This is a genomic window from Ornithinimicrobium murale (genome assembly GCF_003352835.1).
Lineage (GTDB): Bacteria > Actinomycetota > Actinomycetes > Actinomycetales > Dermatophilaceae > Ornithinicoccus > Ornithinicoccus muralis.
Window position 1 is genome coordinate 17,106 of the sequence record NZ_QLVD01000033.1, and the last position, 15,383, is coordinate 32,488.

Annotated in this window: 11 protein-coding genes and 1 pseudogene; 1 reads left to right on the top strand and 11 read right to left on the bottom strand. The window is 70.5% G+C overall.

All coding sequences use genetic code 11. The features are described 5' to 3' along the window. Positions 1-5 precede the first annotated feature (5 nt). The 7 genes and pseudogenes from DPQ65_RS15105 to DPQ65_RS15135 all read right to left on the bottom strand — a co-directional run bounded on the left by DPQ65_RS15105 (position 6) and on the right by DPQ65_RS15135 (position 10,428). The gene (locus tag DPQ65_RS15105) at positions 6-1,439 is read right to left on the bottom strand and encodes an MFS transporter (protein ID WP_114908182.1); all 1,434 of its coding nucleotides are present in this window, start codon (positions 1,437-1,439) and stop codon (positions 6-8) included. Between the two features lie 61 nt (positions 1,440-1,500). Then, positions 1,501-3,501, bottom strand: a pseudogene (locus DPQ65_RS15110) (CocE/NonD family hydrolase); the annotation flags it as partial. 132 nt (positions 3,502-3,633) lie between these two features. Continuing rightward, complete coding sequence (locus DPQ65_RS15115) at positions 3,634-4,062, bottom strand: DUF3040 domain-containing protein (RefSeq protein WP_238146895.1); 429 nt, start codon at positions 4,060-4,062, stop codon at positions 3,634-3,636. 186 nt (positions 4,063-4,248) lie between these two features. Then, positions 4,249-5,562 (bottom strand): DNA polymerase IV, encoded by a 1,314-nt coding sequence (gene dinB, locus DPQ65_RS15120; RefSeq protein WP_114908234.1) that lies wholly within the window; start codon positions 5,560-5,562, stop codon positions 4,249-4,251. Between the two features lie 65 nt (positions 5,563-5,627). Beyond that, positions 5,628-9,551, bottom strand: a complete 3,924-nt coding sequence (locus DPQ65_RS15125; protein ID WP_114908184.1) for a DNA polymerase III subunit alpha — start codon at positions 9,549-9,551, stop codon at positions 5,628-5,630. Between the two features lie 5 nt (positions 9,552-9,556). Further along, on the bottom strand, positions 9,557-9,994 hold the full coding sequence (locus DPQ65_RS15130) for an SAV_6107 family HEPN domain-containing protein (RefSeq protein ID WP_114908235.1): 438 nt from the start codon (positions 9,992-9,994) through the stop codon (positions 9,557-9,559). A gap of 20 nt (positions 9,995-10,014) precedes the next feature. Continuing rightward, complete coding sequence (locus tag DPQ65_RS15135) at positions 10,015-10,428, bottom strand: DUF6504 family protein (protein ID WP_114908185.1); 414 nt, start codon at positions 10,426-10,428, stop codon at positions 10,015-10,017. Between the two features lie 190 nt (positions 10,429-10,618). Between DPQ65_RS15135 and DPQ65_RS15140 the strand changes: the two genes are divergently transcribed. Beyond that, positions 10,619-11,710 (top strand): polyprenyl synthetase family protein, encoded by a 1,092-nt coding sequence (locus DPQ65_RS15140; RefSeq protein WP_114908186.1) that lies wholly within the window; start codon positions 10,619-10,621, stop codon positions 11,708-11,710. 12 nt (positions 11,711-11,722) lie between these two features. On the opposite strand, the gene DPQ65_RS15145 is transcribed toward DPQ65_RS15140, so the two are convergent. The 4 genes from DPQ65_RS15145 to DPQ65_RS15160 form a co-directional block, all read right to left on the bottom strand. Then, complete coding sequence (locus tag DPQ65_RS15145; protein ID WP_114908187.1) at positions 11,723-12,061, bottom strand: HepT-like ribonuclease domain-containing protein; 339 nt, start codon at positions 12,059-12,061, stop codon at positions 11,723-11,725. Beyond that, positions 12,058-12,378, bottom strand: coding sequence for a nucleotidyltransferase family protein (locus DPQ65_RS15150; RefSeq protein ID WP_114908188.1), 321 nt, complete (start codon positions 12,376-12,378; stop codon positions 12,058-12,060). Before DPQ65_RS15150 ends, DPQ65_RS15145 begins: the two co-directional genes overlap by 4 nt. Positions 12,379-12,517: 139 nt before the next feature. Continuing rightward, on the bottom strand, positions 12,518-14,722 hold the full coding sequence (locus DPQ65_RS15155) for a hypothetical protein (protein WP_114908189.1): 2,205 nt from the start codon (positions 14,720-14,722) through the stop codon (positions 12,518-12,520). After that, entirely contained in the window at positions 14,722-15,258 is a 537-nt protein-coding gene (locus DPQ65_RS15160) for a SigE family RNA polymerase sigma factor (RefSeq protein WP_114908190.1), read from the bottom strand. Before DPQ65_RS15160 ends, DPQ65_RS15155 begins: the two co-directional genes overlap by 1 nt. Positions 15,259-15,383 lie beyond the last annotated feature (125 nt).

The following is a 15,383-nucleotide window of genomic DNA, read 5'->3' on the forward strand; positions in this document are numbered from 1 at the left end:
CAGGGCTAGTCGGCCAGCTCCTCCCCTGCCATCTCCGGCAGGAACAGGGCGGCCAACATGGCCAGCACGAACGCACCACCGAGGACGGCGAACACCAACGCCAGTCCCCCGCCGCTGTAGAGCAGCGGCACGCTGAGTGGTGCCACGATCGAGGCGATCCGGCCGAACGCGGCGGCCCAGCCCGCCCCGGTGGCGCGGACCTGGGTGGGATAGACCTCGGGAGTGACGGCATACAGCGCACCCCACGCACCCAGGTTGAACATCGAGAGCGCGCACCCGGTGACCAGGATCATCGTGTCCGACTCAGCCTGCCCGAACAGCACGGCGGACACGGCCGATCCGGCCAGGAAGGTCGCCAGGGTCGCGCGGCGTCCCCAGATCTCGATCAGCACCGCGGCGAGCGCATAGCCGGGCAGCTGGGCGAGGGTGATGATCAGCGTGAACTGAAAGGACTTCACCAGGGTGAAGCCGCCGTCGTGGAGCAGGGACGGGATCCAGATGAAGGCGCCGTAGTAGGCGAAGTTGACGCCGAACCAGGTGAGCCACAGGGCAGCCGTCCGTCGGCGCAGCACGGGGCCGAACAGATCGGACAGGCCGGGGGCCCGGACCGCCGTGCCGCCGGTCGCAGGTGCAGTGGTGGCCGACTCCTCGGAGACCGTCGGCTGGACGTCGGTGGCGGGCGATGAGACGTCGGTGGCGGTCGAGGAGACGTCGGTGGCGGTCGCAGCCGGCCGGACGCCGGCCGACTCCTCGAACTGACGGACGACCTGCTCTGCCTCGGCGGTGCGGCCTTTGGACTCTAGGAAGCGAACTGATTCGGGGAGGCCGCGGCGGATCACGATGGCATAGGCGGCGGGCACCAGGCCGAGCGCGAAGGCCCAGCGCCAGCCGTCATCGGAGAGCGGGATGATGTAGTAGGCGGTCAGCGCTGCCAGCAGCCACCCGACGGCCCAGAAGGCCTCGAGGATGACGACCATGCGACCGCGGATCTTCGAGGGTGCGAACTCGCTGACCAGCGTGGAGGCGACCGGCAGCTCGGCTCCCAGTCCGAGGCCGACGACGAAGCGCAGGATCAGCAGGACGGCCAGTCCCCCTGCGAGCGCCGAGGCGCCGGTGGCCAGCCCGTAGACCAGCAGCGTGAGGGCGAAGACAGATCGGCGACCGACCTTGTCGGCGAGCAGTCCGCCGAGTGAGGCGCCCAGCGCCATGCCGACAAAGCCGATGGAGCCGAGCCAGCTCTGCTCGGTCTGGGTGAGTTGCCACTGGGCGGCCAGCGCGGCCATCACGAAGGAGATGAGGCCGACGTCCATGGCATCCAGTGCCCAGCCGATGCCGGAGCCGGTCAACAACCGGCCGTGCTTGCGGGTGAAGGGGAGCCGATCCAGGCGTTCGGGGCGGGTCAGTGAGGTGTCAGGTGCCGAGTGTGGCGGTGCGGTCATTCGATCAGTCAAGCGCAGGAGACGCCCGTCCAGCAGGGTTACGGCGGAAGTGTGGTGGGCCTCACGCTGATGTCCTGGGCACCCGGTCCCGGTAGGTGCGGTCGAAGATGACCTCCTCGACGCCGGCCCGCTCGGCCGTCGCCCGGACCGAGTTCTCCACAATGAAGGTGTCGTCATCGCAGGTGATCACCGACCGGGTCTGCACGTCGGCGGCCCAGCCGTCGTTGGCGAGCCGCAGCCGCCAGTGTGACTCCGTGCGGGGCGAGGTCGGGTCCGCTTCCCGCACCTGGCACACCTCGCGAGCCGACTCCAGGAACTGCAGGCCATCCGGATAGCGGCGGGTGCCGCCGTAACCAGGATCCACCTCCATCGTGGTCTCCCCGCGGGCCACGTCGTGGCGAACGACCCGGGGAGGCCTTCCTGCCTGCGCGCCACCCGGGACGGTGATCGTGATCGGCCGGGCATGAACCGCTGACGCGAACTCGACCGGGACCGCGCCCGGGGTGAGGAGTGGCAGCGTCACCGAGCTCGCGGCCAGGTCGACCTCCAGGGCGTCCTGGACCGGGTGCGGCCACACCCAGGGCCAGTAGTGGTTGCTCAGCGCGACCCGGATCCGGTGGCCCGGCCCGAACCGGTAGCCGGCGGCGACAAGTGACACCTCGACGTCGACGTCCTCCCCCGGCACCAGTGGCGTGGTCGTGTCCATCCCGTCCCGCTTGACCAGGTTGAGGACGCCGCGGCTCACCAGCGTGGAGGAGCCGTCGGGCGCGACGTCGCACAGGCGCACGATCACGTGTCCCCGGTCGTGCGTGGAGTTCAGCCTCAGCCGGGCGACCGCCCGACCGAGCAGGTCGAGCGGCACCTCGCCAACCGGGACGTCGACGCAGACCGACCGGCCGTCCTCGGCCCGCTGGTCCGGTGGCAGGTCCGCCGCATTCCCGAACGGGAAGTAGCGGCCCGCGTCCTGCCCCGTCGCCCATGGCGAGCGCACCAGCACCCGGTCAGCGCCGAGCGACACCCGGTGGGCAGGGGCCTCCCCCGGCCACGCCACACCGACCCAGCGTCCGGTCTGCTCCTCGACATACGGGGCAGGCGCCACCGGGTCGTTGACCCAGGCCCGCAGATCGGGGTCGTCCTCCACGCCCGTGTCGATGTCCTTGAGCCAGCGGTCCCACCAGCGCAGGGTCTCGCCGAGGAAGTCGATGCCCGGTCCGGGCGCCAGGCCGCGGTCCGGATACTGGTGCGACCACGGCCCGATGATCCCCTTGACCGGCGCCTCCAGGTGGTGCAGGAGCCGCAGGACGGCGTCCCGGTAGGGATCAGCCCAACCACCGACGGCCAGCACGGCAGCGCGGATGCCCGGGTAGTTCTCGCACACACTGCCGCGCCGCCAGTAGTCGTCGCGCTCCTGGTGTGCCAACCACACCGGCCCCAGTGGGCGTTGGTGCTCCAACCGCTCGCGCCAGCGCTCCACCCATCCGGGGCCGACGACCTCGGGACGTGGTGGCCGGGAGGCGAAGGCCAGCATGGTCCCGGCCCACCCGGCCATGTCGACGGCCAGCACGGCACCGCCCGTGTAGTGCACGTCGTTGTCGTAGCGGTCATCGGTCGAGCAGACCGTGACGATCGCCTTGAGGGCCTCCGGTGCGCGCTCCGCGATCTGCAGGGAGTTGAACCCACCCCAGGAGATGCCGAACATGCCGACCGCGCCCGTGGACCACGGCTGGGCGGCGAGCCACTCGACGACGGCGACCCCGTCGTCGAGCTCGACCGCGGAGTACTCGTCCTCGAACAGGCCGTCGGAGTTGCCGCTGCCACGGATGTCGACCCGCACCGACGCGTAGCCGTGTGCGGCGTAGTACGGGTGCCGCTCGGAGTCGCGCACGGACGTCCAGTCATCGAGGCGGTAGGGCAGGTACTCCAGCAGCACCGGCACCGGCTCCCGGTCGGCAGTGCTGGGCAGCCAGGCCCGGCCGCGCAGCCGCACCCCGTCCGCCATCGGGATCCACAGGTCCCGCACCTCGACCGCCGAGGGGTCGAGGTCCACACGCTCGGTCACGTGATCAAGCTCCTGCGTCGTCGTAGGCCCTGGGGCGAGGTGGCCAGGTCGTCCTCAAACATCACGCCCCACAGCTCGTGCGAGCTTCAGGGCGTTGGGGACAGTCGGTAGGTTCTGGGGGCTGGGCTGTTCAGGTCAGAACGGGCCCTCTTCGCGGCGCTTGTCCCAGCGCTCCTCGAAGCGGTCCATCAGGCCCGGCTTGGGGCCCTTGCCACTGGCCTGCTTGCGGGAGGCGCCGCCGGACTTGGCGTGCAGAGTGACGTTGCCCTGGGCGTCCACCGTGCCCAGGGTTGCCCCCTTGGTGCGGGGGGAGGTCATGGCCCAGACACCACCGAAAACCATGGCGGCGAAACCGAGGCCACCGACCCAGATCTGGTGCATGGTGACCGCGAGGACGACCATGCCCAGGCCGACGAGGGCGATCACGAGGCCGAGCGCGGCGCGGCGCCGTCGGGCACGGGCCTCACTCTTGCCAACCAGGGACGTGGCGAAACGTGGGTCCTCGGCGTAGAGCGCCTGCTCCATCTGCTCAAGAACTCGCTGCTCGTGCTCCGAGAGCGGCACGGTGACCTCCCTGACGGTCGACTTCTGGCCGTCACCTGTTGGGGTGACGGTGGGACGCCCTCGCCGGGGGACGACGACGTCTTCCTCTAAGGATATGCCCGGAAGCGCCACAACGGTAGCCGGGCGTATACCTGCTAGACGCGCGGCAGGTGAAAAAGGTTTCCCGCAGGCGATCGTGCCCGTCCCTCACGGCCCGGATGAGGTCGTGCCGCGCGGCGACCAGGCGGCGGCTCCCCACCGGCGCGGGGCCTGCCCTGCCGACCGCTCGCGCCGTGGTGGGCCGTCCTCGTGGTCCCCCCGTGCCTCGTCCCGAACGACCAGACTGGCCGGCCGCACGATCCCGCTGCCGAACTTCTCCACGGCCCGGTCCATGGCCCGCTCGGCGTCCCGCCACCCGTGCTCCGGCTCGTCCAAGGTGCCCTGCACCGGGGTCTCCGCGGCGTCGGTGAGGGCCTCCAGCCGGATCCCGAGCAGCCGGATGCGGGCGCGTTGGAGCCCGAGTGCGGCATACAGGGCCGTCGCGGTCCCGAAGATGTCACGGGTGACGTCGGTGCTCTGCCGCATCGTGCGGGAGCGGGTGATGGTGGTGAAGTCGGAGAACCGGACGGTCAGCACCACGGTGCGGGCCAGCAGGCCGGAGTGCCGCATCCGGGTGGCGCTGCGGTCGCTGAGCCGGAGGAGCTGGCGCCGGATGACCGCTGGGTCGTCGACGTCCTGGTGGAAGGTCTCGGAGGAGCCGACGCTGCGCTCGACCCGGGCCGTGCTGACCCGCCCCGTGTCCTGTCCCCAGGCCAGGGCCTGCAGGTGAGTCGCGCTGCCCGGCCCCATCGCCCGGCTCAGGGTCGCGTGGGGCAGGTGCGCGATGTCAGCCACGGTGCGCAGCCCCAACCGGTGCAGTGCGGCCTCGGTGCTCTCCCCCACCCCCCACAGCGCACTGACCGGCAGCGGGTGCAGGAAGTCGATCACCCGGTGCGGCGGGATCATCAGCATCCCGTCCGGTTTGGCCGCGCTCGAGGCCATCTTGGCCACCACCTTGGTGGGGGCGCCACCCACCGAGCAGGTGATCTGCTGCTCGTCGGCGATGGTGTCGCGGATCCACTGGCCGATCTGCGCCGGGCCGCCCAGCCGCCGCTGGGCGGTGGAGACGTCGAGGAAGGCCTCCTCCATGGAGACCGGCTCGACCTGGTGGGTCACCTCGGAGAAGACGGCCATCACCGCCGCGGAGATCGCGCTGTAGAGGTCATAGTCAGGCCGCACGACCTCGGCCTGGGGGCAGAGACGGCGCGCCCTGGCCATCGGCATCCCGGACCGTATGCCGTAGGCGCGCGCCTCGTAGGTGGCCGACAGCACCACGCTGCGCATCCCACCACCGATCACGACCGGGGTGCCGACCAGCTCGGGCCGGGCGATCAGCGACGCCGAGGCATAGAAGGCATCCATGTCGACGTGCAGGATCGTGCAGCCGCGGTCGTCCACGCCTGCGGCTGGGACACCCGCCATCTCGTGCGGCCCCACCAGCGTGGCATCGGGCTCCGCGGCGAGCACCTGGCGCCCCGCCGTCCCGTTCACCATCCTGGGCTCCCCGGGCTGGAGTGCCACAGCTTGCTGCCCGGACCCGCCGGCTTGGTGTCGGCGTAGGGGGACTGCTTGAAGCCCGAGGCGTGCAGCAGCACCCGGCGGCCCTGCTGCTGGTCGGCCCGGCGGGCCTGCTCCTCGGCCGCCACGGCGCCGCTCACCGCGTCCTGCTCCACGGAGTCCATCAGCTCGCGGACCGCCCCGATGCCGCCGGTGTCGTAGGCCCGGCCGAGCGCGGTCATCTCCCAGGCTCCGGTCGCGCGCAGCGAGATGCCGCGCGGGCCGGTGCGCCGGGTGACGCCGCGCACGACCAGCAGGAAGGAGTGGAAGACCGTCTCGGCATACGGGCCCTGCACGTCCTCGAAGAAGGTGGAGTCGCTCGGGCCGGTCCCGTCCTCCAGAGTCAGGAAGACCACCCGGCGCCCGGAGCGGATCGGCGGTGTCTGCGTCGCGACCTTCGCGCCGGCGACCAGCACCTCGGTGGCGTTGCGCTGCCCGAGCAGCTGGTTGGCCGGGACCACCCCGAGCGCCTGCAGCATCGGCTGGAAGGTGGTGGTCACGTGGGAGCTGACGTCCATCCCGAGCACCTCCAGCTCGGCCAGCATCTGCTCCTGTGGCGTCATCTCCGGCAACCCGCTGCCGGAAAGTAGCACCGGCTCATCGCCCAGGTCGAGGGTCAGCTGGGTCGGGTCGACCTGCCTCGGGTGCCAGCTCCGGTGCCCTCGGGCCTGTGCCCCTGCCCGGGCGGCGACCTCCCCCGCCGCAGGCAGGGTGGGGGCGACCTTCCGCGCCCGGGCCCGACTCCGGGACACCGTGGGCGCGCTCCATCGCTCGAGCTCGGCAACGTGCAGCAGCAGGTCGCGGCGGGTCGGCCCCTGCCGCAGCGTGCTGGAGCGCGCGGTGCCCACGCCGTGCAACTGGTCGAACCCGCCGGCCAGCACCAACCGCTCCACGACCGGACGACTGACCCGGGCACGCTGCCACAGGTCAGCCAACGAGTGGTAGGGCTGCCCGGACACGACCCGGGTGACCTCGTCGGCACTGATCCCCTTGACCTCGGCCAGCGACAGTCGGATGCCGTAGCCGGAGGCCCGCTCCTCCACCGCCGTCAGGTGCTCATCGACGGTGTCCGCTGGCTGCCCGTGCCGCTGTCGTGCCGCAGCGGTCACCGGTGCCCGAGCCGGCACGACACCACCGTCGGGCTCCAGCCGCTCCAGACCTTCCCCCGACTCCACCCGCTCCACCCGCTCCACCCGGTAGGTCTCCCCCGAGGCGTTGACGTCCAGCCCGAGAACGTGCACGCCCATCGCGCGGGCCTCCTCCAGGATCAGGCGCTTGGGATACATCCCCGGGTCGTGGGTCAGCACGCCGGCCAGGAAGGCCGCGGTGTGGTGGGTCTTGAGCCACGCGGAGTGGAAGGTCGGCACCGCGAACGCCGCCGCGTGCGCCTTGCAGAAGCCGAACGAGGCGAACGCCGCCAGCACCTCCCAGATCGCGTCGACGTCTTGCGGCGAGTAGCCCCGGGCCGCTGCCGCGGGACGCCACCAGGACTCGACCTCGGCCTGTCCCTGGGGGGTGCCCAGTGCCCGCCGCACCTCGTCTGCCTGCGCGAGGGTGACACCGGTGGTCTCGGCGACCAGCTGCAGCACCTGCTCGTGGAAGACCACGACGCCTCCGGTGTCCTCCAGGTAGGGGATCAGCGAGGGGTGGAGGTACTCCGGCTCGGCCCAGCCCTGCCGGGCGTTGAGGAAGGGGCGGACCATGTCGGACTTCACCGGGCCGGGCCGGAACAGCGAGATGTCGATGATGATGTCGCCGAAGGTCTCCGGGCCGAACTTGCCGAGCAGCTCACGCTGACCGGGAGACTCGATCTGGAAGCAGCCCAGCGTGCGGGCAGACTTGATCAGCGAGAACGTCTCCGTGTCGTCGTAGGGGACCTGGGTCTGGTCGTCCAGGTCGACCTGCACGTCGTCGACCCGCTCCACCTCGGCGACCGCGTGCGCCATCGCCGACTGCATCCGGATGCCGAGCACGTCGAGCTTGAGCAGGCCCAGGTCCTCGACGTCGTCCTTGTCGAACTGGCTCATCGGGAACCCCAGCCAGCTGGCCTCCACCGGGGTGCGGTCCAGCAGCCCGGTGTTGGACAGGATCACCCCGCACGGGTGCAGCGCGATGTGCCGGGGCAGCCCGTCCAGGCTCTCGACCATCTCGAACATGGTCTGCATCCGCGGTGCGTCGAACCCGTGCCGCCGCAGCTCGGGGAGGTCGCGCACCGCCGCGCGGGCGTCCTTGGCCCGGATGTGGGGGAAGGCCTTGGCGATCACGTCGATCTCCCCCGGCGGCAGCCCCAGCGTGGCGGCGACGTCGCGGATCGCGTGCCGCACCCGATAGGTCTCCATCATCGACACACACGTCACCCGGTCGGACCCGAACCGCTCCAGGATCCGCTCGTAGATCTCGGTGCGCCGGGCAGACTCCACGTCGATGTCGATGTCGGGCAGCTCGGCCCGCAGCGGGGAGCAGAACCGCTCCATCAACAGGTCGTGCCGGATCGGGTCGACACCACTGATGCCCAGCAGGTAGTTGACCAGGCTGCCCGCCCCGGAGCCTCGGGCGGCGACCCGCACGCCCATCTCCCGGATCAGGTCGCAGACGGTGGAGACAGTCAGGAAGTAGGTGGGGTAGCCCAGCCCCGCAATGACCCGCAGCTCATCATCGAGTCGGTCATGCACCCGCGAGAGGTATGCCGAGGGCTGGCCCGCGTAGCGATCGGTCACCGCCGCGCGGACTCGCTCGGTGAGCACCTGCTGGGCGTGACCGGTGCCGCTGACCCCGACCACCTCGGGCTCGGGCAGGTGGACCTCGCCGATGCCCAGGTCGCTGCGGGGACTCTGCACGCACTGCCGGGCCAGTGACGCCGTGGCGGTCAGCAGGTCGGCTGCGCGGACGGACGGTCCGACAGCGTCGGCGACCCGCTCGGCCACCGCCTGCATCTGGCCCGTGCCCGCGAGGTGACCGGCGGTGCTGACCCGGTCCAGGTGCCGTTCGTCGAGGGCGACCATGCGTCGGGCGGCGTCGAGGATGTCGACCACCCGGGCCTGCTCGGGCGCGGCGTGCCGCACCGCAGTGGTGAGCACGGCGGGCAACTCGGCCTCCAGCGCCAGCGACCACAGCCGCGCGGCGTGCTGCAGGCTGGCCGGGCTGTCCTCCGGCCCGCCGTGGCACACCACCTCGATGGACAGCGCACCGGGCGGGAGCGCGAGCTGCCACCGACGCAGCAGGTCACGGGCCAGGCCGACCCGGCGGCGCAGCAGCGCCCGCCCGACATCGGAGTCGGGCCCGAGCAGCACCACCACGGGGGCGACCTGCTCGCCGCGGTCGCCCACGGGAGCGGCCGCACGCGCCAGCAGCTCGCGGGTGGTCCGGGGGCTGCCTCTTTCACCGGCCAGGTGGGTCTGGGTGATCAGCCGGCACAGGCGGGACCACCCGGTCCCGGGCTCCAGGCCGGCTGCCTGACCTCGGGCCAGCACCGTCACCCGCGGGTGCTGGTCATCGACCAGCGCGCCGCCCTTGACCGGCTGTGCCCGCGTCAGGCGGCCCGCCCCGAGCGCGTCGGCGCCGGTCCAGCGGATGCCGGCCTGCTGCACCTTGTCGGCCTGCGGACGCGCGGGCGAGCCCGCCGAGGCGGTCGCGGACTCCTCGACGGCCAGGTCGACCCCGAGCACCGGGGAGATCTCGGCCCGGGCACACGCCTGCACGAAGCGCACCGCGCCATAGGCGCCGTCCCGGTCGGTCAGCCCGAGCGTCGACTGCCCGAGCTCGACGGCACGCTCCACCAGCGCCTCCGGGGTCGAGGCTCCATAACGCATCGAGAAGCTGGAGGCGACGTGCAGGTGCGCGAAATCCTGCGTCACCGCGCTCACCAGGGGGCGGTCGGCGCGAGCTCACCGGGCAGCGGCTCGGCGAACGGCAGGTGCAGGGTGCGACGGACCAGCTCCAGGAAGGACTCGCTCTGCCGCACCAGGTCATCGGCCTCCCGCGCACTGACACCACCAGCGCCCCGCTCCAGCGCCAGTCGCCGTCGGCCGGTCGCGGCGAAGAAGGCCGCCCACTCCCCGAGCTCCGGCGCGAGACCGGGCAGCACCTCCCACACGCTGCGGGGTCGGGACCGCCCGGTGGCGGCGGTGCGCGCCGCGACCAGGGCGGCCGCGGCCCGGAGCGCCGCGAGGTGGGCCTCGGTGTAGCGCTGGCTGGCGGTCTGGCTCTGACAGGCCTGGACCAGGCCGGCGCGGGAGCGGTCGAGCAGGTCCAGCACCGTGCCCGCCGACGCCCCTGTCGGGGCCTCCTGTGTGCTCATGATGGTCATCGCGCTCCTCCTCAGTCGGCGACGCGCACCAGGCGCCACCGGTCGTCCTTGGTCAGGTCATAGACCCCTGTCTGCATCAGCCGCCCGGCGCTGGCCTCCACCCGCCAGACCTCCCGCTCCAGCTCCGGGAAGCTGGTGCGGACCCGCAGGGCTCCCGGTGTCTCCTCGCTCTGCCCACCGGTCGCTCCGCTCTCGGAAGCGCCGGCAGAGGTGACCTCCGAGGACTGCTCGCTCCACGGCATACGCCACCAGGGCAGTCGTTGGGTCCAGTGCTCGAGCACCGCCTGGACCACGTGCAGCCGCCCCCGCCAGAGGAACGCCGTCGGCACGGAGGCACCGTCCAACCCGGCCGGGAGCACCAGCCGCCGTCCGATCTGTGGGACACCCACCCGCACCTCGACCGGGTCGGAATACCTCCGGCTCATCACGCCTCCCTGGCTCGCACTGTCAGACCGGGGTGGTGGACTGCTCCGCGAACGCCTCACAAGGGCAACTCACGAGGCGGACCCTCACCTCAGATCGAAATTTTGTTCGATAGGACAAATGTACGACACCCCACTGACAGCCTGTCAACCCCCGGCCGATCGCTGTGGACAAACGCCGTAGGCTCATCCCGTGCCCACTCCCCACCCCATCGACACCCCGCAGTTGCGCGAGCGCGTGCAGACCGCGCTCGATGAGAACCTCGCCCACCAGCGGGAGGTCCTGCACGAGCTCGGCGGGCAGGTCGCCCACCTGGTCGACGAGGTGGGTGCGCTGCTCACCGGCGGCAAGCGACTGCGGGCCGCCTTCCTCTACTGGGGCTACCGGGCTCTCGGCGGCCAGGACTCCCCCGCGCTGATCCGGGCCGCCAGCTCGATGGAGCTCTTCCAGGCCGCCGCCCTGCTCCACGACGACGTCATGGACGACTCCGACCTGCGCCGCGGCCGCCCCACCGCACACCGCACCTTCGCCGCGAGCCACCGCGAGCACGCCTGGTCCGGCGAGTCCGCGCGCTTCGGCCACGCCGCGGCGATCCTGGCCGGCAACCTCTGCCTCACCTGGTGTGACAGCACCTTCTCCACCTCTGGCCTTCCTGCGGATGAGATCGCTTCTGCCAGAGGTGAGTTCGACACGATGCGCACTCAGCTCATGGGTGGGCAGTATCTCGACGTCCTGGACGCCGCCCAGGGCTGGGAGGGGCTGGACCACGCCGAGCGGCTCGAGCGCTCCCGCACCGTGATCCGTTACAAGAGTGCGAAATACAGCGTCGAGCAGCCTCTCCTGATCGGAGCCCGCGCCGCGGGGGCGGGGACGGACACGCTCACTGGCCTGTCGGCATACGGCATCTCTCTGGGTGAGGCCTTCCAGATCCGCGACGACGTCCTGGGCGTCTACGGCGACCCACAGACCACCGGCAAACCGGCAGGCGACGACCTGCGCGAGGGCAAGCGCACCGTCCTGATCGCGCACGCGCTCGTCCTGGGCACCGAGCAGGACCGCGCCACTCTGCTGGACCTGCTTGGACGGCCGGACCTGACCGACGAGCAGGTGACTGTATGCCGTGACCTCCTCGAGCGGGTCGGTGCGGTCAGCGCAACCGAGGAGATGATCTCCGCCACCGCCGGCGCCGCGCTGAAGGCCCTCGGGGCCACCCCCGGGCTGACCGATGAGGGACGCGCTGCCCTGGCCGACCTGGTCGCGATCAGCACGGCGCGCACCACCTGAGGTGACGAAGCGTCAAACGTCCGGTTGATCGACGCGGCATTTCAGCCTGTCCGCCATGGGCCCCAGTTGGTTCTCGACGATATCGAGGATGAGTGCGCGATCGACGCGGAAGTACTCGTGGATCACGACATTGCGCAGCCCGGCGATCGCTGGCCAGGGGATCTCTGGCATCTCAGCACGCGTCTGCTCGCTGAGTGCACGGACAGCCTCTCCGATGACGGCAAGGTTTCGGAGTACCGCGTCATAAGCCATGTCCGCCAGCTCGCCCGTCTGCAGGAAGGGTGCATAGTGCTGGCAGCGTTCGATGGCACGCAGAATGTCGTCGAACCGCTCTTGGTCGGGCCGGCTCACACCGCTACTGCGTCCGCCAGTGCAGTCGCCGAGACCTCGTCACGCAACAAGGACTGGGTGACCACGTCAACACGTCGATCGAGCAACTCACTCAGTTCCTCGGCGATACCGGATACACGCAAGAGTTCGTTGCCGCCTGCGGGGACCAGGTCGACAAGGAGGTCAAGGTCACTGCGGTCGCTGGCCTCCCCCCGCGCGACCGAGCCGAACAGTCGGGGATTTGTCGCCCCGTAGCGGCCCAGGATCTCGTGCACGACGTCGCGTCGCGCCATCACGCCCTCAAAGATGGCGCGGCTCTCGGACGACACGGTGCTCATGCCATCAGAGTAGTGGCAAGGGACGACACCATGCACTTGAGCAGCGGCACGAGCGGACAGTCCGGACTCGTCCCCGATTCTCGGTCGGAGTATCGCAGTATTGCGGAGAGGACGCGAGTCTTGCGCGTGGCTGCTGGCTCTATCGGTGCGATTGAGCGAACACGGGGCCGGCCCGGACGTGGGTCGGGTCGGTCTGGGTGAGGTGCGTGATACCGCCGTTCTGGGTGTCCCAGAGGACGTAGTGGGTGAGTCCGTCGCCAGCGACCCGCACGACGAGGGTGCCGCGGTCGACCCAGCGCACCGGTGTCACGGTGTGGGCCTCGGCCTGCAGGACGCTGAGAGAGTCCAGCGTGCCGTCCTTGGCCAGCACCAGGCTCACCGACTCCGGCACTTCGCCCTGCCATCCCTCGGGTTCGATCACGGTCGGGTCCTGCGTGGTGATGACGGTCGCGACGCGGTCCTCGGCCAGTGCTGACTGATAGCCAGGCTGGCTGGTGAAGCCCAGCGGGGTCTCCTCGGTCACCTCACCACCTGCGTCCAGTTGCTGTAGCACGACCGGGCCGGACTGCTCGACCTCGCCGGACTCCTCGTCCTCGCCGGCCTGCACGATGATCCGCCAGGGGGTGACCTGCCGGAGTTGGTTCCACGATGCATCGTGGGTGACCTGGCCGGTGGAGGTGTCGATGATCATCGCGTCGTCCTCGCGCAGGTCGACCGCGAGACGGTCGTCGTCGAGCCAGCGGAAGTCGTTGGGGAAGTTGTTGGGGTAGCCGCCGTCGGTCGGGTGCTCGACGACCTCGCCGGTCGAGGTGACGATGACGATGCTCGCGTCCAGACGGCCCGTGGTGCGATAGGCGATCTGGTCCCCCTGGGGTGCGATGGACGTTTCCAGCAGGGACGGCAGAAGGGCGAACAGCCCGTCCCGGGAGACCCCGCCCGCGCCGGTTGCCGCGATGCGCCACCGCTGGTCAGACCCCAGGACCATGAGGTCCCCGGAGTCCTCGGACACGACGGCGGCGACGAATCGATCGGTGGGGTCCTCGACGAGGGTGGGTATGCCGTCGGCTGGCAACTCGATGACCTCCGGTAGGAGGGTGTCGGCTGGGCTCAGCTGCTTGAGATCGGGCAGTTGCATCGCCGGGCTCAGCAGCTCAGGACGGGTGTCCACGATGGGTTGCGGATCGAGGACTGCGGGGTCGGCCCAGCCGTCGATGACCAGATAGTCGCCGTGGACGCTGATCTGCGCGCCCTGGCTCAGCATCCCCGTCACCAGGGGTCCCTGGTGTTCTCCAGGCCCGCTACAGCCAGCCAGGGCCCGCACCTCTTGCTGATCCAGGAACAGCGACGACCCCTCGACGTCGAGGAGCCAGGAATTCCTGAAGCCGATCTCCTGGCAGCCGGAGACCGCAAGATCACCGACCCCGGCCGAAGTGATCTGCACAGCTGTCTCTGGGTCGAGCTCGGTGTCGACGAAGTCATGGCCCGGGATCTGGGCCATGAGGTCCTCTACAGGGACCTCCACCCAACCCTGGGCCAGGTCCTCCCACGTTGCTGCCCGCGCGGCCCCGGCTTTCGGATCTGTGACATCGGAGCGTGCAAAGCCGACGGAGACCGGCTCGAGAAGGGGCTGCTCACCGACGGTGCCACTCAGGATCAGGGTGGTGCCGTCCTGCGCGACCAGCGGTGATCCACTCAGCAGGGACTCCCACCGTTCCGAGTCCAGCCAGGCGCTCGGGTGGGACTCACAGGCAGCCCCCGGGTCAGGGTCCACATCCACATCCCAGTGGCCAGTGATCTGGACACGGCCCTCTTCGACCGTCCCTAGGGCCTGCATCGCCAACCCGCAGCCACGCACCGACCACGTGCCCTGCTCGAGGGTCAGGGTGATGTTCGGGTCGAGTTTTTTGGCCTGTTCAGGGCCCCCCATGGCCATGAGTTCATCGGTGAGGTGCCAGGTCGTCGTCAACCCGTCGTCGGGGGTCCACAGCTCCAGGACCCCACCGGAGAGCTCGAACTCACCCTTCTCCCTGGTGAAGGTCAATATGGTCGGCTGCCCGCTCCTGGTCGGTTCCTCCGTCCCGGTCGGTGCAGCATCAGAGGTGCGCGCCGCGTCGTCACCCGCTGTGCCAGCGGGTCCGGCGTCGGGCAGCGACAGGCCGCCCCCGTTCCAGGCGATCACCCCGACGACGGTGGCCGCGGCTGCCGCTACCCCGGCCCCCCACCACGCACGGGAGGTCCGTCGCTTGCGGGACCGTCCGGCATACCAGGTTGTCTGGGCCAGGTCCTGGTCGGGGACCACGTCGGCGGCACGCTCCAAGGCATCACGAAACTCGTTGTCGGACATCAGCGCTCATCTCCCTCACCAGGTGTTGCGGGCGCCAGGTTAGCCACCAGACCGCCCATCGTGACCAGCGCACGGTGGGCCTGGCTCTTGACCGTGCCGGTGCTGATGCCCAGATAGTCAGCGATCTGCACTTCGGACTGGTCCTCGTAGTAGCGCAGGACCAACACCGCACGCTGACGTGGAGGCAGTTGCGCCAGGGCGTCGCGCATGTCGGCACCGGAGATCCACGACTCCACCGGGTCTTGCCCGTGCTTGGCGTCGTGGACTCGGGTGAGCACGTCATCGCGTATGTCGTGGGGCCGCTCACGGCCGACCTTGCGCCACCGCGAGACTGCGTCCCGATAGACGATCCGTCGCACGAAGCCCTCCGGTGAACCGGTGCGGACCCGCTCCCAGTGGTGGGCCAACTTGGTCAGCGCCTCCTGCACGAGGTCCTGGGCGACGTGGTGGTCGCCGCAGATCAGGAAGGCGGCCCGCACCAGGGCACGCTGCCGCGCACGCACGAAGGCGACGAACTCCTCCTCGAGCGGATCCACGACACCTCTGGTCCTGACCACCAGCACGGGTCTGCCGGGCCCCGACAGACAACCTCCGAGTATTGAACGCCAGATCGCGCTCGAAAGGTTGCATGACGCCTGGTGCGACTAAACTGAGTTCAATC